8 protein-coding genes are annotated in these 22,966 nt (G+C 50.6%); all 8 read right to left on the reverse strand.

The window, feature by feature from the left end:
* Positions 1 to 196: 196 nt before the first annotated feature.
* Complete coding sequence (locus tag QT397_18575) at positions 197 to 5,389, reverse strand: flagellar motor protein MotB (GenBank protein ID WNZ54866.1); 5,193 nt, start codon at positions 5,387 to 5,389, stop codon at positions 197 to 199.
* Positions 5,389 to 18,438, reverse strand: a complete 13,050-nt coding sequence (locus QT397_18580; GenBank protein WNZ54867.1) for an isopeptide-forming domain-containing fimbrial protein — start codon at positions 18,436 to 18,438, stop codon at positions 5,389 to 5,391. The genes QT397_18575 and QT397_18580 overlap by 1 nt, the downstream gene beginning before the upstream one ends.
* Before the next feature lie 305 nt (positions 18,439 to 18,743).
* Positions 18,744 to 20,123, reverse strand: coding sequence for an AgmX/PglI C-terminal domain-containing protein (locus tag QT397_18585; GenBank protein ID WNZ54868.1), 1,380 nt, complete (start codon positions 20,121 to 20,123; stop codon positions 18,744 to 18,746).
* 89 nt (positions 20,124 to 20,212) lie between these two features.
* A complete protein-coding gene (locus QT397_18590; GenBank protein WNZ54869.1) occupies positions 20,213 to 20,671 on the reverse strand; it encodes a biopolymer transporter ExbD in 459 nt (152 codons plus the stop codon).
* Entirely contained in the window at positions 20,668 to 21,258 is a 591-nt protein-coding gene (locus tag QT397_18595) for a biopolymer transporter ExbD (protein ID WNZ54870.1), read from the reverse strand. Before QT397_18595 ends, QT397_18590 begins: the two co-directional genes overlap by 4 nt.
* On the reverse strand, positions 21,258 to 21,989 hold the full coding sequence (locus QT397_18600; GenBank protein ID WNZ54871.1) for a MotA/TolQ/ExbB proton channel family protein: 732 nt from the start codon (positions 21,987 to 21,989) through the stop codon (positions 21,258 to 21,260). The genes QT397_18595 and QT397_18600 overlap by 1 nt, the downstream gene beginning before the upstream one ends.
* 69 nt (positions 21,990 to 22,058) lie before the next feature.
* Entirely contained in the window at positions 22,059 to 22,379 is a 321-nt protein-coding gene (locus QT397_18605) for a hypothetical protein (GenBank protein WNZ54872.1), read from the reverse strand.
* Positions 22,376 to 22,960: a tetratricopeptide repeat protein gene (locus QT397_18610; protein WNZ54873.1), complete on the reverse strand. Its 585-nt coding sequence runs from the start codon at positions 22,958 to 22,960 to the stop codon at positions 22,376 to 22,378. The genes QT397_18605 and QT397_18610 overlap by 4 nt, the downstream gene beginning before the upstream one ends.
* Between the last annotated feature and the right edge of the window lie 6 nt (positions 22,961 to 22,966).

Raw genomic sequence — 22,966 nt, forward strand, 5'->3', positions numbered from 1 at the left:
AAGTGGATTTGGAGGCTTACTGACTGAGTCCGTCTAGTGACGGCTAATAACGCCATTTACTCTTTACTTAAAAATTGGAGTTAAATAGTGGGATTAAACAACCTGATTCTTTTCCGTTTTAATAACTTCACATTATTGTTTGAAGCTCAAACGAAAGGGATAAGAATTAAGGCCCAGCTTGCACCGGGCCCTAAAATCACAGCTTACCAATAATATTAATAAACACCCCATGACTGTCATAGTCCAGCTGGGTGAGGTCATCAGAGAAGTCGGTAAAGTTGTAGCCCACCCCCAACTTAAGGTGGTCGCCAACATGGCGATACAAGCCGATTAAGGCGCCGCTCTTGCTATCCTGGGCATCGGGTAAATCGAGCAGACGCGCTTCCAAGAGGAGGTCCCAGCGCTTGATAAAATGCCAATCGGCACGCAGTACATAGAGGCTCGCACGGCTATCGAAAAATTCCGGGTCTTCCGTATCCATGCTCAACTGGCCCAGACGATAGGCGTACTTGCCACCCAAAGTCCACTGTCGATTGAGATCGTAACTGGCATCTATCGAAAAGATATGACTCTTCTGGATAAATTCAGTGGAGGTATTTTCAACCGTAACCTGATCCTGAGTCGGCACATTATAGAAATAGGTGTACTTCATCAGGGTGTTCAGGCGGTCATTGTTTACCGGGCGGTAGGCATAACCCATTACCGCTTCGGTGAATTTACCATCGTAGAATTCACCTTCCGAACTTTTGCTGTCTGAATAGTTGAGTTTGCCAACCAAGCGCCAGTCCGGAGTGAACTGGTAGTTGAAGGTATTTTTTAATAGCCAGGTATCGCGCTCAGTTTCCGATACAGTATTTTCGCCCGATACCGTTTCCGATATATCCGTACGGTATTCCAGCGCGGATGCGATACGTATAGCATCCAAGCCATAGCCCACATTAAAGCCCATGGCATTGCGCTCAGTCTTAGCTCCTGTATCCGGGTCTTCGAGTGTGCCCGCCTCCAGGGTAGTGCCATAGGTCCAACGGTCATTGGGGGCCAGATCCATACCCAGGGCGTGGGTCAGGCCAGTGGAAACATCACCGTGACTATAGCGCTCCTCACCGTAAATATTTAGCGTATCAGAATAGCGACTGCGGAAGCCGGTACTCATATTGCCCTTGCGTGCACGCACACCGGTATCGCTGCGCTCATTATCCAGCGCATAATTCATATAGAGGCTGGTTCTGTCAGTCACCAGAAAGTCCGTACCGAGTCGGGCAGCTGTGCCAGTATCACCACCGGAAACTTCACTGTCCATTGTCAAACGGTCACTTACCCGATAAGCGCCACCGAGGCCGATGCGATTGTTCTCTTCGCGGGTACCGGTCACTTCCATCGTATTCTGAACAAAACCAAAGGCGCTCCAACTCTCACCGGAATCATAGCTCGCCTCGACAGCAACATCTGTGCGATCCCCTTCTGTCTGGGTAGCGGCGACAACTTCGGATTCATCTTCACGGCTATCATTGCGAACTGCGGAGGTGAGTCGCCAGTGATCATTAATGCGGTAGCCGAGCATCAAGTCCATGGCATTGGTTTGTAACCCCTGCTCCTCCTCTTTGGTATCGGCTTTGATTCTTACATCAAAACTTTCGCCGATCGGCAGGTTAACGCCACCGCCATATTGGATGGTATCGCCATCCACAAATTGGCCTGGACCGGAAAAACCAGCTTCACGCTCTTGATGGTAGAAATTACCAGAGCCACGCAAACTCTCGAAGAATTCTCCCAGCTGTAAAACGCCTTCCACTTTAGTTGCACTGGCAGCAACCGTGGAATCCAGGCTTTCGTCATCAAAGGTATAGCCGCCATCGAGTGAACTGACGCTATCGAGATTACTGCCCTCGCTGTCGGCCACTTCAATTTTTACCCAACTACTGGCGCTTTTACGCAAAGTCAGGTCAATACCCTGCAAGGAACTTTCATTTTCATCTTCATCTTGCTGAATACTGCTGAAGCCCAATTTGACGTGATCGCCCAACCAGTAGTGGGCACGCCCACCAACAGCCAGGGTGTCCATTTCTTCAAAACCTGGTGTGTATTCGTAGCGTGCTACCAGGTATTGGGGATTGCCGTTGTAAGCGCCATCTTCAATGAGCAGTTCATCATTTGCCAGGGAAGATAAGGGGCTGTTAAGCAGGATACGCCCTTGGATATAGTCGATGTCGTAATCAACTACTGCGGTGAGAGTCTTAACTGCGAGCACCAGCCCGGAATCTTTATCCCGAACTTCTACTCGTAAACTTTCCGAACCGCTGGAAATGTCCTGGTGGCGGAGGTAATACAGGGAACCGCCGGTTCCACGATACTCATCGCGCCCGGCAATGGTTCCCGGCTCTGCTCCAAAGGCATCTATTTGAAAGCGCTTCTCACCAAAGCTAGTCATCGCATCGGTTTCAAAGTGACCGCTACCGCCGTAGAGCGTTCGGTCAATTTGAGCGAGCTCATTATCGGCGTAGTTGGCTTTGAAATTACCCCAGAGACCGTAGTCATCGTACTTGGACAATTTCACATAAAACTTGCCTGACGTGGGGGCGTCTTCAACTACGGTGGAGTCATCGCCAAACGTCGGGTAATACAAATCACTATCCAGGCGGCGGAACAAGGCATCGGGAGACTTTTCCATAAAGTTGGAAAACAGATCCTCTACCGGGCCCTCTTCGGTATCGGCACTGGCCGACAGGCGCCAGCCTTCCCCGAAACCGCCGTTGGTGTAAAACGCCAGACGGCCATCGTAGCTTACTGAGTTGTCATAGTGAGTTTCATCACCGGTAACCAGGGCCGCTGGACCATTGGTTTTATCGTAACCCACAGTAAGGTCGGCAATACCTACAGCAAACCAGTCGTTTTTGGCAAAATCCAAATCCCGCAGGAAAAGTTCACCATTACCCTCATCATCGAGTATCGCCACTTCAACCGTATGCATGCCCGGCTCAAAAATTTGCTCGGCGATAAACTGGCCTTGACTATCGACCGGTACTGGATTGCCCGCTAACCATACGGTGTGCCCGGACGGCACCTGAGTGCCATTGACCAATACACTGTTACCATCCAGAGGGATGTTCCGCTGTGCTAAGCGGTTCTCGCCGTAGCCTACTAATAATTCCCTACCGATATCTTCATTTTCTGCAGACTCTTCAATTTGATCTACCAACCACAGGGTCTGTTCCGTAGTCTCGTCATAGCGGCCCTTGTTGTCATAGGCACGCAGTACGTAGTGTAATTTTTTTAGAGGCGCCTGGAATTCAGAAAATTCTGCATGCCATTCCCCTTTGCCAAAGTGATCCAGCGGTACAATTGCCAGAGGTGTATCGCGCAGAGACTGTCCCTCTTCGAACAATCGCACTTCGGTACTTTTAATAAAAGAGGGATAGTTGGTATAGCTACTGAAAAATACCCGGTTCTCTGCCAGATCGGTATCCGGGTTATCTGCGTAACGGATGGTGTTGGGCCACGCTGTCACATTCAGGCGCGGTTGCATTTTTTTATTGTCGAAGCGAAATTGAATATTCGCTTCTTGCAAGGCCACATCAGTACAGCGCTGTAAGTCCGCTGAGTTTTTATAGGGGTCGTATTCCGGGCTGCCGTCGACGGTAATACGCATCAAGTTAAGTGCGTAGGGATTATTGGCTATGGCTTCACGATTAATGCGCTCGATTTCCAAGCGATCACTTTCAGTGAGAATTGCCAATTCATCGTACAGGATTTCGACCTCAACCCTGGCGCCATCCCGCTGCTCAAAGCCATTGCTCACTACATCGGCAGATTGGACGTAGCCGCGCCCCTCAAACTCCACCTGGGTATCTTCGAGATTCAGTAATTCCTGTACCTGTGCCATAGCGCGCTGAGCGCGGGCACCGGACAGTCCCTGGTCATCGCCGTAAACCATCGCTTCGCGGCGATCCATACGCTGGTTATCGCTGTAGCCAATAAAGCTCAGACGAACATTCGCTTTATTGGAAATTTCAGCCATGGCCGCACGTATTTGTGTCAGCTGTGCCTGACTGATAATCGGATCGCCATTATCAAAACGAATCGGCGACAGTTTTCCACCCGCAGATTCATAGGCAATAGTGAGAGTTTCCGCAGCGGCAGCTTCCGGACACGCCTGAACAGAATCTGTAGCGACTTCCAGTGGGTCGTCATACCAAAATTCCACTTCCACCCGACGGTTGAGGGCTCGCCCTTTCGGCGTATCGTTGGCCGCTAGCGGCTGGCTCGCCCCTTTGCCACTGCTGGTGATCATGGCCGCAGGCAAATTCAATGCAGTACCCAGGGCCTGAGCGACACGGCGAGCTTCGCTATAGGACTGCTCCTGATAAGCACTCTGTTGGGCTTCCGGATTTTCACTCACGTCCAGGGGACGGGCGTCGGTATGACCAATAAAGTGAATAACCAGATTGTTTTTATCCGCAAGGTTAGATCGAACCTCGCGGATACGGCGGATAAAGGCTTCCGGCAATTCTGTTTGTCCGGGCTCCATCCTCAGTGGCGTCACCAGGTTTCTCAGGCGTGCCCGCTGTTCACTGCCTGCAGCGTAAGTAAGTCTACACACCGTTTCCTGGCGACATACTTTCACCCGGTTGAGCAATAATGCCTCCGCACGGGCACGGTCCGCCATGGCTTTTTCATCCAGGGCGTCGTAGGTTACTTTTACCTGTACTCGGCGGTTCTCTTCACGACCTGCGGTAGTAATATTATCCGCTGTGGGTTCTATATCCCCACGCCCTTCAACAACAATCATTTGCTCAGGCAGTTCAAGGGCCTCTTGAAGGAAGTCCGCCACGAACTGGGCCCGCGCCAAAGTAAATTCTTCTTTGCTGGCAAAGTCTGCTACCTGCTCCCCGGTAAGGGGATCGGAATCTGTATGGCCAACAAAGTGCAACTTAAAATTGGGCGTCTCACCCAAGTCATTCAAGCTCTGGCGCAGTAACTCCACGGTCTCCAGAGGAACTTCATCCTCTACGCCATAGAACAGGATTGGGTCGATAAAATCTTCCACCACGATCGGGTCCAGCGGCGCAACAAATTGAGTTGCATCCTGCAACCATTGATTTGTAGGTGCGCGCAGCAGCATACCTTCAGTATTACTGCCTATCGACTGCTCTTCGAGTTCGGATTGAGCTCCACTTTCTTCAGAACTCAGGCTTGGAATATTTTGCCAGACCTGCCACCAACTAGGCTCATCTACTTGCGCACCCACTTCCTGGGACTGCGCCGGAAGTGTCAATGCCAACGCGATCGCAGTAGCGAGACGGCAGTCCCGCCGGGGGAAAAAGCGGGTCGTCTTCGCGGCAGTATTTATCGAGCAAGCTCGCCGGTCACGATTCCGTTTTGCAAAGGACATCACTCCAAACCTCCTTTACCAGGAGGCGCTCCACGGCGCCAGAAAACTTCAGTTTCTATGGTCAAATCGTAGTCACCTTCACGGCTCTCCCAGTCCTGGGCGACCTGATCTTTAATTGCCTGCAGACGCTCGTCCACCAGATCCGGATCTTCATTCTCCCCAAGATAGGCAAGGCGTAAAACAGAGGGAGCTTCACTGAGTTTTTCCAACAATAAATCCATTCGGGAATGCCATTGCGGGCGCAACTCTGTTGTGCCCGGTTCAAATACCGCTTCGGCAATATCCAGGCGCACTACCCGGTGCAAGCTGGCTCCAAAGTTGAACTTCAGCATCTTGCCTCGGGTGGCTCGCAGCACACGCGGGTTTTCAGTGGTGAGACGATACCCGCTTGGCAAGCTGCGATCGTCGAGCTTGAGCACAAAATTGGAACCTCGATCCCCATTCGGCACCACTGCGCAGGTAATATGGAATCGACCGTGGGAGTCCGCAGTAGCATTCAGGCCGGTAGCCGTCACCACTCGAGCACCCGGTAAACCACCCTCTCCTTCATCCTGGTAGCCATTCATATTTTTATCGTCAAACACTTTGCCGATAACATCGGTGCAGTCGAAGGTGGGATCGGGCACCACGCGCACAGTGGCAGAGGCCTCACCTGACGCGGCCTGACCTGAGAGTTGGTTGAACATACGGGCGCGGTTAACATATTTGCCCTCGCCCACACCGGAACCCACGACCAGCAACAGTTTTAATACGCGGGTTTCTTCCGCCTCCACGCGCAGATCCGACCACCTCAATTGCAGGCCTTCGCTTTCAGGCTCAACCGCTTCTCCATCAAGGCGCGCCGAGCCCGCGACATATTTGAAGCCTGCCGGGAAGTAATCTACTAGCTGTAGATCTGTCAGTGGAATTGGCAGCGTATTGCCAAAAGTAATGGTGTAAGGAACCAACTGACTGCGGGTTACATTGAGCATGGCCGCGGTTTTGGTGATGGATAGCGCCCCTTCCAACTCCGGGTCCATGGCGACATGGTTGTTGAACAGCTGGCTTTCCCCTGGAATCTGACCATCATCCAAAGTCATTCGCAGGTAGTAGTCCGTTGCCGCATCCCGCGCCTCGACATCAAGAGAGGGGTGAGAGAACGATTCCTGAACCTCACAATGATTTGCGGTCGCAGGAACCATATCGGCGTTGCTGCCCAGGCAACCGGCCACATCAAAACCGGCAGTTTCGCTGTTGGTCTGAGAAGGAATTACCAGTGATTCACCACCCACATAATCCTCATCCGCGATATCCACCTGAATCAGGTAGTCCGCGTTGGATGGACAGGCTGCATCGCTGAAGTTGATATCAAACTTGTAGTAACCCCCAGACTGGGTTACCTGCCCTTGTTGTTTCTCATCATCAAAACAACGCGCAGGCAATTCCTGACCGGAACTCACCCTCAACATAGTGAGGGTGGCACCCTCAATGGCGGAGCGGGTTACTGAATCGTAAACCACGCCATTGGGTGTTAGAGGCAAATTCAAGTCCTGCGGGTTCGCTCCCGAATCTACATAAATTTCAATAATGGACTGCGGGCCGTTGGTGAAATCAGAAACAGAGTTACCCAATGAAGCTGTACTTTCAGTAGCATCTGGTGCGGTGTAACGCATTTCATAGCTAAGGCCACCATAGCTGTTCGGTACAAGCCCCTGGAACTGGAAGTAACCATTTTCATCAGACTGAACTGTTTCCATCAATTCGTCATTGAAATACAGGTCTACCGCCCAATTAAACAGCAGGCTCTCATCCGTATCCAAGGCATCATTGAAATTCACATCGTGCCACAGATAACCAGCCAGGTTGGCAATGCCCGGGGTACCGCCAACGTCAATGGCAACACTGGCCTGAGCGCTGGAAGCCGGATCATTCCACTGTACTTCTGCGGTATTTACTACAGTAAAACCATAATCCAGGTTTTCTGACATCTGCGCCTGGAAACGCAGAGTAACCATCTCTCCCGGTTCCAAATCACCGTAAGTTGTGGCGTAGTCTGCAGTGATTAGTGTATCGACAACAGTTATTCCGTCAGTCTGCCCGTTGAGCATGGCCGAATCAGCGATATAAGTAAGAACTCCATCTCCAGCTATAGCCAGGTCATCGGTGATCTCAATATAAGTTGCTGGGACACCGCTGATATTTTCGACGGTTACCAGGTATTCCAATACCGCACCCGCTTCTGCGGCACCGCCACCGACAACCGCAACTTCTTTCACAATGGAGAGCAACTGGGCATCACCCACAACAACGTCAGTTGGCTGTGCACCATTGGCTGGGTTGCCATCTGCGTCGGTCAGGGTAAGTGCCAACTCATCTGCTTCAACACTACCCTGGTTACTGATAACCGTGCCTGTCGGGGTGCCAGCATTCACCATTACCTCAAATGTGACTGTGGCAGTTTGACCCGAGGTAATAATGCCTTCATTGGCTCCTGGTAGCGGCGGTGTCAGGTCATCGGATGAAACCGGTAGGGCAGAATCCAACTGTGAATTACCACCACCGTTATCCGCTACCACTTCACCATTTAAAGTGGTGGTGCCAGCAACATAAGTAGTGTCATTTGGTACCTGGTCGGTAAGCGCTACTTCGAGAGCATCTACACCACCCATATTGGTGATTGCGATGGTATAGCGAAGTACATCACCCGGATCGACAATCCCTGCGGAAATATAGTCTTCGGCAATCTCCACAGTCTTGTGGGCAATTAACAGGGGTACATCGCCAACAATATCGATCGTGGGATCATTGGGAGCATCGGTATTCGGATCATCGGAGGGCACTTCATCAAAAGTACCGCTACCCGCACCTTCACCATTTACAAATGCCTGGTTTGAAATAACGGTGCCATCATTAACGTCATTAATGGTGACGTCAAAGGTGATGACCGCTGCAGGTGCGCCATTGGCCGTTGCGCCGATAAAACCATCGGCTTCACCATCGGTATTAATGCTCATACCTGCAGCCAGAGGAGAGGTGCCGCTGACATCAGACAATGTGGAGCCATTCAGGGTGGTAGAGCCACTGACATAAGTTGTATTAGATGGGATCTGATCCAATATCAGGGCATTGATCGCATTCTCATTACCGGCATTTTCCACGGTAATGGTATATCGCAGGGTATCCCCAACCATCAGCAGATCTGCATCATCAGTCATATCTGCCGACGTTTTTTCTACCACCAGTAATGGCTCTGACTCAATCAGTACTTCTGTGGGATCTTCATCACCTGCCGTATCCGGATCATCAGTGCCGTTGATATTGGGATCATCACTGTCTTGCAGTAATTGCCCGGGAAGCTGAACCTGGGCCTGGTTGAAGACTTGGGTCCCACTATCAATAACTGCTGCCAGGGTAACTTCATAAACAATCTGGATAGAATCTCCCGCGGTACCGCTCGCCGTAAGATCCAGATTACTGACTTCCAGATAGCCACTATTCCAGGTACCGGCAGAAGCATCGATAGCACTGCTGTCACTGCCAGTCGGAGCACTCACCAACTGTAAAGTGCCCGATTCAAACAGTGCCGAATTATTTAATCGACCCAGGTCATCGGTAATCTCGGCTCCGTTCACATCAACACCACTCGTATTGGTCAGAGTCAATGTGTAACGTAAAACTTCCGTGGGGCTGGCGGCAGTGGCCGGGTTTTCTCCACGGCTGATATTTTCCACAGCTTTGTAGAAAGTCACTGTCGGCACAGAGGCGCTAACCGAATAAGCATCCTCATGATCCAGCACACCGGGAGTACCATCGGTGGGCGCCGCACGGGTGTACTGGCGAACTTCAGTGAGGCTGCTATCCCAGCTGTGCCACTGAGTAACACCAGCAATATTCGTCAGCGTATCCCCATCGACGGTGTCGGCATCCAAATAGGCATCGTAACCAATCAGCAGATGGTAATCCGCATCCAGCATTGCCACTGAACCAATGGAGGTGATTGTGAGGGTGCAGCTATCGTTATCGAATACCGCGCTAAAGTCGGAACCTTCTGTCAGGGTGGCCGTGGTGGTGCCGGCGCTGTCAGTAATTTGCGCGGTGAAATTGGCCGGGGCCGTTTCACACATTCCACCGGGGTTATTATCCGGCAAAATATCGGTAACACTAATATCCCAGGCCGGGCCCGTACCGGTATTGTGCAAATCTAAAGTAAAGGTACCGCCTACACCGGACTGGACACTGGTGGGGCCAGTTTTAGTCAGGGTAATAGCCGTGGGCTCTACTACCGTCATGTCCGCCGTAGTATTGCCGCTACCCGCACCCTGCCCTGCAGAGGAATTATCATTATCGTAGTTGTAGCTGTAGCTGGCACTGGCGGCAAAATTCAAACCGTCCAAATTCGGCGGGTCCATATCCAGCAGTCGCAGTGTTACATCAATAACGACTTGCTCGCCGGCGGGCACATCAATTCCGTTAGTGCTATCTGCAATACTGAGACTGGTGGAGCTGCCGTTATTTTCCGGAGTGAAAGATGCACTGCCAGATACTTTACTGGCACTGACAAATTCCAGATCCGCAGCAGACGTAGTCAGATCCATCAGCACAGTGACATCGTGAAGCGCCGTGGTCTGCACCGTTTCCGGGATGGTAATGCGATAGTTAAACGGCTCGCCAATGGAAGCTGTTAATTGGGTAACTTCAATCAACAGTGGCGCGGCATTGGGAGTATTAAATTGGACACTCACCGGAGAAGTCGGGCCATAATCCTCACGTAAATCGTCAGTGACCGCCACGGAATTCAGAGACGGCAAATCGTTATCATCAAGCGAATAATAAACTTCAACATAGGCCGCATTTTGCAGGCTAAGTCCAGCACCTAAATTAGAATCCGCTTCAACGCGATATACCATTTCCATGGACTCACCAGCGTTGATTCCGTAACCCGTACCTGCGGCAAAATCCCAAACGGCTTCGCCATTACTACTATCGAAAGTAGGCGCAACCACTGTTGCTGCGGCACCATTTACCGTGAGGGACTGGACACTGACTCCCCCTTGGCGCAGACCTAAAGGAATCACATCGCGGAATACCGGATCATAGGCTGGTGAAGAACCGTTGTTGGTAATCGTAACGGTATATTCAATGGTATCGCCGGCGGAAAGCGTGCTGCCATCTGCGGGAGTTGAGCTAATAGCTACGGCGAGATCCGGCTGTAACAGGTCCAGTGTTTCGCTATCACTACGGGTTTCAGCTCCTGTGGCAGCATCAAAATCAAACTCTGCAGTATTGGTCAGCGCGGTGTTCGTTGCTGGCCAGGGGTGGGAATCCTCATTGAGAACCCGCACAAGGTAACGCACAACAAATTCATCGTTGCTGGTATCGTTATCACCCGTGTTGACCAGGTCGGGAATACTCCAGGTAACCGTAGTGGCACCAGTAGAAGGATCACCAGACTGCACTGGCTCTGCAATATCGGTGTGGGTAAAGGGCGCCGCAGCCGTAAATGGTGCAGAAGTCTGGCCATTAATTGAAAGTGTGCTTACAAACACCATTCCCTGGGGCAAAGTATCGACAATAAGCCCATTGGAGGCCGTGCCCTCTGGTAGGGAGAGGGTAATCTGGTATTCAACCAAGTCGCCCACTCGCAATTGCTCGTCAGCGCTACCATAGCTGTCATCTGAACGGATTTTGCTAATTGTACTGTCATTGGCAGCATCTAGCTGAGCAGCAATATTTTCCAGCAAGTAATCATTCAGGCCGCCGCTGCCATCAGCACCGTTACGTTCATAAATACTGCTGTTATCTTCATCGAGACTGGTCCATTCCACACTGGCAGTTGCGGACAGCGCAGCTGCTGGCTGTACGCTGTCGAGTACAACTACATCGAACACCAGTTCACTGTTATCACCTGCGGTGATATCCAGATCACTATTGGCCCTATCCCAAACCAGGTTTTGTGCACTAGTAACTCCGTCACCATTCACGGTGGGATCTGCCTGGGAGGCTCCGGCAAAAGTCACGGTGCCCGGTACAAACTCAAGCCCCAGGGATAACAACTCATTAACCGAAAGATCGTAAGCTGCAGAATTTTCCGCATTACCCGCAGCACTGAGATCCAGGGTAAAACGCAGTACATCGCCCGCATCCGGATCGTTACCGGGGTTGGTTTGATTTGCGACAGAGGCAATTGCACTTATTTCTGGCTCGACGATGGTAAGTGTCGCCGCAGTACCAGTGCCTCCGGACTGAGAAGTGCCGCCATCAGTCGCGGCATAAGAATAAGTCACCTCATTTTCAAAGCTGTGGCCAGCCTGGGCTGTGGCATTGTTGGCAACCCGGGCGCGAACTTCAAAAATTGCCACGGTACCGGCTGGGATAATATCGATTGCCATATCGATATTATTGCCAGTGGTATTATCGGTGTAGGTAAGCCCATTAATCTCCTGCAGTTGCACCAACTCCAGGCTAGTGTCCAATACATCGGCAATTGCAATATCGTAAATGGCCGAGGTGGTGCCGCTACCGGGGACCTGTATCTGGTATACAACCTCGTCACCGACAGCGGCAGTAGTCGCTGTTTGCAGTGTTTTTTGTGGAGCAGTCACACTGGTCGCAACAGTGCCCATCGGATAGGGAGTGCCCAAGGTAACTGCAGAGTACTGTTCGCCATTACTAGCTTCCAGCGACCAGAATTCATCGACGGCAAAAGTGTTAACCCAGCTTTCACCGCCACTAATATCTGTATAGAAACCGATCTGGTAACTGATTTCCAAACAGGTGCCCGCTTCAACCGGCACCAGGAAATCGAAGCCCATATCAGCACCGCGCGTTGCCGGCGCGCTATAGGTGTAATCTGCTCCCTGTGTCAGTACAGCACCGTCGAGGCTCACCTGGAGATTGGCAATGGAACTCTCGTCCATTTGCGTCGCTAAATCGTCAGTTAGCGATAGGTTGTAGGCGGGGGCAAGACCCGAGTTACAGGCCTGCAGGGTAAACTGCATAATATCGTTGGCCGGGTCCACATTCATATGGGAGCTGGGCCAGGTAGCATCGGTCTTGGTGAGATTGTCGATCACCGGTTGCAGTACAGTAATATCGGCGATGTCCTGCAAGGTACTGGCGGCACCGGTGTAATTTAGCTGGGCCGTATTGGTCAGGGTTGCGGTAGGCGCGGTGATTCCCGAACCCGCCACTACTTTAGCGGTGTACTCAATAACAAAGTTATTGGTATTACCGAAATTACTGGTGATATCCCCCAGATCCCAGGTCACCGTGCCAGTATCACCGGCAGTGGGAACCGAAATCGCTGAATAGGTAAAGTCATTCAGGCTATCGTCGTAGGGAGCAGTGGTATCCCCATTTACGCTGAGAACAGTGTCAAACTCCAAGCCACTGGGCAGCGTATCATCAATAGTTACTGCAGGTGTTGTTCCCGCCTGTAAATTCAAGGTGAGCTGGTAAGTGACAGTATCGCCAACACGCAGAGTGCCCACAGCAGTTGCGGTATCTGTGTCGGCAATTACTGCTTTTGTAATGCTGGTATTGTCTACCGTATTAATACTGGCTTCTGCAGGACCAACACAGTAATCATCAGGTGCGGAAATACTGGGGCATCCAGCACCGTCGCGCTCATAGGCCAGGTCATTGATGCTGCCATCGTCCAGGGAGGTCCAGTCCAGCATCACACTGTTGCTGATAGGCGAACCAAAAACGCCTGTAACTTGGGTTCGGTAGGTGAGCACCAGAGTTTGACCCAGCGCTAAATCCAGACTGTTATCGCCGTTGTCACGACCCCATACGAGTGGACCTGCTGGAGCTGCCGCTGGTGTGGCGACAAAGCCGGATACCGCGGTACCGCCTATTTCTGCGGTGGGTGTAAAGCTGCTGTCAAAAGTCAACTCTGAAGGCAGCGTATCGACTAAATTCAGCTCATAAGCTGCGGCACTGGAGCCCGCATCATGTTCCACGGTAATAACATATTCCAGCACATCACCACCCACCGGCAGATTGCCGGGATTGGTGGCATTACTCACTGTCTTGCTAATCTCGAGTAACGGCTCTACTACCGTTACACTGGTTGTGCTGTCGTTGATATTTTCTGTGCTGCCACTTTCCCCATTGCTGTAAGTAAGCGCGGCATTATTTTGGCGATTATCACCATCATTAGTGGCGAGATCATTTTCGATGCGGGCAAAATAGGTAATTCGAATCAGCGGAGCAATTGTGCTTCCGGCCGTGTCATTTTCACTGCTGGTATCGACGGTGCCGATATCCCAGGTAGCATTTCCGGAAGTATTATCCCCCGGAAAACTGTTAAAGGCCGATTCAAATGGCGCGCTGCCATTAATAGTTTCAATACCGACAAAATCGTAAGTGATATCGTAGTCAGTATTGTGAGAGAGCACATAACCCTCAGGGCTACCCAGCTGATCAGTGATAACTACATTTTCACTGATACCTTCCGGCAAACTGATTTCCAGTTGGAATTGTTTATGGGCACCAATGGTGGGAACTACCGAGGTGCCCAAATCCGTTTTAGTCAACGCTAATGAAGGTACTTCAGTCTGGGCATTGGCAGTGATTTCATAATCATTGATAGGATCGCCGACATTGGGCAAAACACCAATACGCATGCCGTCAGCGGTACCATCAATGCCAATAGAATTGCCACTGTTAAGTGCAACATCCGAGCCCGGCAGGGACTGCCAGCGGGCTTCAACGGTGTTGTCCAGAATTTCATGGGGCTCAACGCCCTGCTCTACCTGGACTTCAAAAGTGAATGTTTTTGTATTGCCAACCGCAATAGTGTAATCGCTATTACTGCGATTCCAGCTAAAGATGGGAGCATTGGTGCCCACCGTAGTGACATCGACATTATTGGGTGGATCGTTACCGCCCACATTTCCCAGGTAAATAAGATTACTGCCGGTGAGATCGTCGAGCACCTGCAAGTTGTAGGCATCGGCACTGCCAATATTTTCTGCTGTAACCGTGACTGTCAAAATATCGTCAGCATCACTATTGGTAACAGCAAAGGATTTGGTCAGCTGTATTTGTGGCTCGAGTACTGTTATTTCATGGGCATCAAATGGCACCGCCACCGCAGCACCGGACTCATCCACATAGGTAACTTGCGCAGTGGTATAGCTGCCGCCATTACCCAAAACATCGCCGTCATTGGTGTTACTGCTGTTTTCAATACGGGCAATAAACTCTACCGGAAAATCAAACAGGCTACCGGATACGGTGGTGAGTTCCTGATCACCAAAATCCCACTCAACGTAATCTGCAGTACCTGTGCTGGTACAGGTAGCATTAAAAGTACCTCCCGGTACAAAGCCAGCGGCATCGTAAGGGGAGGCACTTAAATCGATGGTCTCCCCTTCGATACAGCGCATACCTGCCGGCAATTCATCACGAATCACAAAATCTCGCAGTTTCGCTGCCGGAATCTGTGCTGTCAGTTCGTAACGTACCTCTTCACCGACAACCGCTGTGTCACTGCTGGTTCCACTGGCCGTGCCGTTGGAGAACTCAAGGGCTTCTTTCGGCTCTGCCTGTACTTCAATAATCCTCATCTGCGCTTCGGCATCATCGGACTGGTAGTGGCGTGCCCGACCGGCTGCAGGAGTGCCATCACCGACACCATCATTGTCCGTGTCACTATCAATTTGCGGGGAAGTCTGATTACCAAAATCGCCTTCCAAGCTGTCATAGCGAGCAAAGAAAGTATTGGTAAATAGCTGTAGTGGTGCCACTGACTGGTGTGGTTTCACACGGTAATACAGGGTTACGGAGTCACCCGGGTTAATTCGCTCAAGGGCAGTGGAATGCTCATAGGAAAAAGTAATAATAGCCGGAGTACCACCATCACTACAGTGGGTAGCTTCTGAATAGTTATTTGCACCGGAGGTAATTCCCACCAAGCCATCATCACCACTGACAGTTTCCGAACTGCCATCAGCATCATTATCCAGGCTATCGGAATCCATTGCCTGCACACACATCTGGCCGGAAGAATCCAGGGTATCAGTTACTACAACATCGTATGCAGGAGCGCGATCAACACCGCTATCCGCAGCCCGGTTGGTCACCGTGAGACGGAAGATATAAGTCTGGTCCCGGTGCCCTTCATTAGTAAAATCAACGAATTTGCTACAGCTTGTTCCTGTGCCGTAGAGATTTTCATTACAGACTTTTTTGTCGACTTCTATCGAGGGTTCAGTAACGGTGACAGATTCCGACCACTCGGTGATATCCGGAAAACCAGGGACCGTGGTTGGAACACCATCAATATTGGTCAGGGTTCCACTGGTATTGTAGTTATCTACGATAATCGTTTCAGTATCAAAAACCGCAGTAAACTGGGCGCGAGCGTAATCGATACTGTCATTTGCGTGTTGATTCGGATCAGTGTTTTCTGTATCCACTAGGTCATTCAACAAGCGGGTTGTCATATCCGCAAGGAACCAGCGATCTTTCGCTGTAATATTGGTAGTAATATCCCACTGTAAATCTGTCTCACTCAGAGAGTTATTCAGACCACCGCCCTCGACAATATCACTGCTCGAAATAACCACACAATTTGCCTGAGAGGTGGGATCAGGAAGGCTCACGTCTGAACAATTTAGCGGTGAATCCGCAATATAACCCTGGCCGTCGGGAAGATCATCGATAACATCAATGTCCTTCACTTCTATCAAAGTAAATCCCGGTGTATCGAATCCAAACCAACCACCGGCTTGAATTTCAAAACTACACTCTTCACCAATCAATACACTGCTATTTGGGAAAGCAGTTTCACTGGTCAGCTCGGTACATTCATCGGAACGGTCCTTGACCAGGTTAAAACCCATTACCCGCGCGCGCATACCATCAAGGGTATAGTTGTTGGCCAGCTGTTGACTTGGTGTTGTTTCGGTAATTACGGCAGGGCTCGGAAAGTACAGAGGTGTACCATCATTCAGAGTGATCTCACCGATCACATCTGCGCGAAAAGTCAGGTCGTCATCGGTGGCCGAGTGATTCTTTTCAACCACAAAAATCACCCGTTCTGTATCACCGGGTCCAATTTCACCACCAAGATCACCACTGTCACAGCGATACACTGTTGAGGAATCTGGCAAGTAATCCGGCTGGTTCCATACAGGGTGCTGAGGTACAGTGCCTACATTCGGATTGCCCAACGCCGTACAGCTGCGGTCGTTAGACAATACCCTCATCGCCTCACCGAAGGTGACATAAACGGAATAATCATCCGCATCGTGGCCACCGTTATTGGTGATATCCACCGTCAATTCTGAAGTGCCACTATCGCGAACAATATAAAGTGGATGAACAGTACTAACATCCAGATCTTCAGGGTCGGGCGTAACCGATTCCGTATCTACCTGAGTAGCAGGGCTGGTTGAAGAACAGAAATCCTCGTAATCAATAGTGAGGACATTGTTTGCAAGGGCGATATTGCTATTTGGATCGGTACCGGTAGTAGAAGACTCCTCCTCTACATCCAGGTCAGCATCCAAGTCATAGAAATCTGGCTCAATCGTAACGATGCGGAAACGAATTTGAATTTCATCTCCATGTCGCATCATGTGCTCTTGGTCTGAGTATACCGAGTGAACTGTACTACTCAGCAAACGGAATTCCGGTTGGTTATTATTAAGTGGATCTGTATCCCATTGATTCCAAGTAGAACCCACACGCCATTCCAGCGTATCGGCTTTGCCGTCATAGTCTGAGCTGTAGTTAGCGCCATGGTTATCAATACCGCGACGCTCTCGGGTAATTTCCGGTGTAAAGGTGGTATCAACCACATACTCATCGGGCAGATCGCTGACAAACTGGATATCTCTTACCGAGCCACCCGTCCGGTTATTTACGGTTATAGTGACGTAACCGGAAGCACCGAGCGGTTGATTCAAGTTGGTACCGGTAATCTCCTGGGTAATAGTGAGATCAGTTGAAACTTCAACACGCATTTCCGAAGTATCAGAGCCCGGAGCCGAGGCTTCCGCAGGGCTTGAAATACCGCCCACACCCGTATCACCATCAATTTCACAACCCCACTGTAAACCTGACACTGTATTGGTGCCATTAGTGCAGGAGGTATTTACCTTACCTACCAAGTAGATATCCAGGTCGCCACCAGACGGAACGTCAGTGCGCCCTGAACTATTGGAAAAATTACCATCCAGCTCAAAGTTATTAATAGAATTACTTGCGGAAACACAGCTACTGCCACCAGGCGCAACACCATTATTATTGGCAACAGCTTCAGCGGCACTTTCACTCGGACAGGCGTAGTTGATATCCATATTGGGGTTGGACATCAAATCATCAAAACGCGCATCCTGCATATCTGCGTCACCATCATTGGAGATACGAATACGCCAGATCACATCATCTTCAATATTGCCATAGACATTATTGGTGTAGTTTGTTTGCGCCGCATCAATATTACGGCCGCGCTTGTCCATGGAGGGTTCCGGCTCGCGGATCGCCAACTCCATGCTGTGAGTATCTGTAGTGGTGGGGTAACTGCAGTAGTCAAAAGTTGCGGTAGCATTTAGGGTGCGATTATTAACAACCAGCTCTTCCTCTTCTTCATCCTGACTGCGCACGTTGAAGGTGATAGTCAGGGTCGTATTTTCGTCGCGCTCTGCGAGTGCTGACAGGTCATTTTGATCCCAGGTAATTGTGGTACCACTGATAGTGGGCTCACCCAGAACAACCCCGGAACTCACTGAAGTAGAGCCAGTCACATACTCAAGACCGGAGGACCCGAGGTTCTCCCTAATAACGATATCCTGAATAGACTGGGTACCCGATAGGCCACTGAAAATACTGGGTACATCAACTTCGATGGTTACCTGACCATCACCACATAAAACGCACCAACTTTGGCCAGAGCGGTGACTGAGAATATTAAACCCTGCAGGATCATCGGTAATAGAAGGACAGTTGGATTGAGCAAATGCCTGCGGTGCAGTTAGCAGGACCACCGCACAGACCAATAAAAATCCAATAATCACAGACCTGCAGGATTTTTGCTCAACAAATTCCGACTTCATTATCACTTAACGGCCGCCACTTTCTAATACAGATGTTTGGAGATAAATCGGGCATTTACACCAGACACTCCACGGTGGGCGAACTTTAATTACAACCCACTTAGGTAGCCGTGAAACAAGTCATAATTAGCCAGCTGACAAGTGGAACTTTTGTAGGGATTGCCAAGTGGTTCTCAGGCGGGCCCTCAGTGAGGGAAAATTTTTGTCCAGAACGGACAAAAAATAATTGAACAGGTATGACGAAAATTTCATCACCATGAAACGGCCGGAACCCACTATTCAGTGGGCTCCGGCCAATTATCAGCCTAGGTTGGCGGGAAGAAGTCAATCGGATAAAGAATGGTTATGGTCGGTACCCCGGCCTTTTCACCAAAGTTAAATCGTTTGACCCTAGCCACAATTTTTGCATTGAGTGACGGCGAATCCACATCACTGGAATCTACACTCACGGCAGAAACCGATCCGCTGGGCTCAATAGTAATCTTCAACACCATCTTACCTTGCAGCGCGGGATTATTACGCAGCTCACGATTGTAGATACGGTACAAGGTGGCTTTGTAGCGATCAAAAACAATCTGGATTTCCTCATCTGTCCGCGAAGGACCAGCACCATCACTGAGAGGACGGTCCTCACCGGCAAAGTCACCTTCAGTACCGATAGAACTTTCCACTCGCGCAAAGGCAACGCCACCCAAGTCCGAACCAGACCCACCCACATTGCGACTCAGCTCCGCCGTATTGATACCACCACTACCCGCCGTAGATGCTGCAGTGATCAGTGAGCGCTGACTGCGGTTCTCTTTTTTACCGGCCGTGCTCAGCTGGGTTTGCTGGCCGAGGCGGTTATCCAGATCATCCTGTATCAGGTCCTGGAAGTTATCCTTAAAGGCGAGAACACCGGATCGCTCAGCTTTTTTACGCGCCTGCTTTTTCTCCGTCTTGGAGGGTTTCGGGTCCTGCTTGGCTACCTTCTGTTCAGGCTTCTTCTCCGGTTTTTTCTCCTCTTTCTTAGGCTTGGCTTTTTCTGGCTCCGGCGGTGGCTTGGGCTTGGTTTTCTTCTCAATAACCAGCTTGGCCAGGCGCTCGGGAATTTCCACTATTTGAGACTCGGGCTGGGGCACCGTATACAGAGGAATCAGGTAGCCCAGCAAGGCGGCGATAAATAGTGAGGCAAAGACACAGCGGCGAAAACGCTTTTCGTCCTCACCCTGCTTGTGCCATGGCATCACCATAGGACGGAACTTGGGCTGTTCGAATTCCCGTGTTATCTCGAACTCGAACTTTGACTCTTCCTCCTCGCGGCGCAGCTCATCCGCGCGCTCATCCAGCGCAAAGACCTCTTCCTGGCACTCGCTTATGCTGTTCTGTATAGCACTGCGCTCATCGCGCAGCTGCTCCAGGCCCTGGTTGAAACTGCGTGTCGACTGACCGATCCGCTCGATAACCTGCGCAGAAGCATTCTCCCGATAATCTTCCGCCCAGAACATTTCTCCCGCGCCCGCTTCTTCAAGCTTGCGCAGGCGTTCGGAAATCTCGTCGAGCAACTGGTACTTGGACCCCTGGTCCTGCAATTCAGCCAGCTTCTCTTCGATCTGGTGCCGCTCATCCTCGAGCAGCTGCATGCGATGGTGAACCGCCTCAAGCGCCTCACCTACCGCCCGCTGTTGTTGAAGAAAATTACTCACAAACTTCCATTAACCCTGAGATGCTTTCTGAATAACCGCCAGTGAAACTTTGGTATAGCCAGCGTCTGTACAGCTGGACATCACCTTTTTCAGCAAACTGAACGGAATGCCTCTGTCCGCGAGAATATTGACCTCCGGTGGTTCTGGATCCTGCCCCCCTCGACATCACCCTCACCTGAATCTGCCGAGGCCTGTGCAACTCCAATTGCCTTGGCCAGCTCTGCAACCATCGCTTCCTTAATGGCCGCAATAATGGTTTCCTCGCTTTCCAACACTTCGGAGGTGGCAATTATCGAGTTGGACTCCACCAGGATTTCATCATTGGTCACCATCAAGGTCACCGTTTCCCGAGGCTTGGTCTCCACCACAGAGTCCGGCAAGGTAATCACCTTGGGAGGCTCCAGCGCTTCATTGCTGGAGGTATTAGTCAGCAGGAAAAACACCAGGATCGTAAAAACATCCATCAGGGAAGTCAGGTTCATGCCCGAGGTTTTCTTGCGCTTATGGCTTCGCGCCATACGCTTCATGCGTCGGCTTTCATTTCTCATGGCGCATCTCCTATGGAAATATCAGGAAATAAAACCACCTTTTCCACCGCTTCCAGGTCACTGGGATCACTCCCCTCAACACGTACTTCAGCTCCGCGCACAGTATCCATAATGCCCACCAAATGCTCATAGGCGATTGTGGGCTCCATCAGGATGATGGAATCAGTTTTTTCCGGATAACTGGCCTTAACTTCCAACAAAAACTGCGTGAGCTTCTTTAGGTCATACACCTCTGCTGTGGGCAGCACAGCGAGAATCTCAGCCTGTTCTGTATCTGCTCCAACGGGAGCCTCAATAGGAGCATTTTCACCCTCACCTTCGATATTCAGGTTGGGGAAACGTGCGATAACCTTTTCACCATCACTGATTTCCACGGCCTGTTCTCGCACAACCACCTCCACCGTAACTGTGGGATCATCCGGTGCTCCACCACCGGCACCACTCGGCATATTCAGTTCGAGAATTGTCACCCGCGAAAATACCGCCGATACCAATAGAAAAGGCACCAATACCACCATCAAATTCAAGAAAGCAGTGATATCCAGCTCAGGAGCTTCTTTATCCCGCCCGTGGCGCCGCCTTCTCATTACGCAGTTTCCGCTTGCTGTGCTACTGGATTGGTTTTAGCTGGGGCAGTTTTTTCATTAGACGGCTTGGATTTTGCGGGCTCCACTTCAAAACGGCGACGGGTTGCACCATCAATCAGGTTGGATGCTTTTACAGAGACCATCTCCAGGCTATCGATAATTTCACCGGTAAGTGAGTTCAGCAGTGCGTGAACGATCAACAATGGAATACCAGTCATCAGACCAAAGGCGGTGGTGTTCATCGCCACGGAAATACTGGCGGAGAGCAGGTCCGCTTTTTCTGCCGGGTTGGCATTGGCTACCGCCGTAAAGGCCTCGATCAGACCCATAATGGTTCCCAGAAGCCCCAGCAAAGTTGCGATATTGGAAAACAGAGCTACGTAAGGGGTGCGTTTTTCCAGCTGTGGAGTGATCTCCATCATGCTCTCTTCCATCGCGATTTCGATATCTTCACGACGGCGAACAGCCCCCTGCCGGGCCAGCCCCATAGACAGTAATTTACTCACACTGGATTCGTCCTGTTTTACCAGGTTGCGGGCGCGATCGAAGTCTCCTGAAGCTAATACCGGCTGCAGCTTATCCCACATATTGCGGTTGCTGCGGCGCTCCAAATGCAGTCGTATAAAGCGCTCGATAGCCACTGCACCACCCAGTGCGGCAACCACGAGAATCGGGTACATGAAAGTACCGCCCGTCTGGAAAAACTCGATGACGTTATTGAAAAAGTCCATTACAAACCCTCTTGAGAAATACAGCTAAAACTTGGTGCTACTCCGGCGACAGCCAGAATCAATATGGCGTTAATCGCCGGACAGGCTGAGTTGATAGAACTCCAACTCACGCATGAAAACTTCCTTGTCGAGCGGTTTGAGTTTGTCGTCCATCAAGCTGGAGACAAGGTCGCTTTCGACACCCACTTCGGAACTTTTCCAGGGGACAATATAGAGAGACTTAGGGGCTTCCTTGTTACCGATAATAGAAATACCCGACAACTCCTTAATTTTTGAATCCACCTTTTTATCGGTGGATTCTTTTTTCTCCTCTCCCTCAGACTGAGCCAAGGCATAAGGAACAACCATAAAGCTGGCCACGAATGGCAAAGCCCAACGAAGTTTAATCATTTACCAGCCCTCCGTTGAATATCAGCTAACCAGATAGTGACATCCCGGTCCTCTGGTTCCAATTGAACATATTGTTCGAATTGTGCCAGAGCACACTGGAGATCTTGCAGATACAGATCACACAATATGCCCAGATTTTTTATCAAAGGTAGATATTCTGGATTTTCTGCCAAAGCATTCACATATATTTTTCGCGCCTCGGCAAAGCGCCCTTGCTTTCGGTAGAGAACGGCCAGTTCATTAGTTGCCACCGGATGCTTTTCGTCCAACGCCAATGCCTTTAAAAAAGCCTCTTCCGCTTTTGCCTCATTGCCACTTTTGTAGTGGGCAATACCTAGATTGATATAGGGTGCCGGAAGGCGCTGCTCGCGCTCCACCACTGACTGCAGAAGTTCAATAGCACTCGCATAATCCTGCTCGGCAAGATATTCCAGGGATCGCTCAAAGTCCCGACTCACACTGCCCGATACCCGCACCGAAGAATAATCAGAGATTTTTCCAGACTTGGTTTGGGTGCTGGCGCAAGCTGCCAACAACAAGGCTAAGCCCACCAGAAAAAACAAACGCATTTGTTTTTGCATAACTTT

The sequence above is a fragment of the Microbulbifer sp. MKSA007 genome, from assembly GCA_032615215.1.
Lineage (GTDB): Bacteria > Pseudomonadota > Gammaproteobacteria > Pseudomonadales > Cellvibrionaceae > Microbulbifer.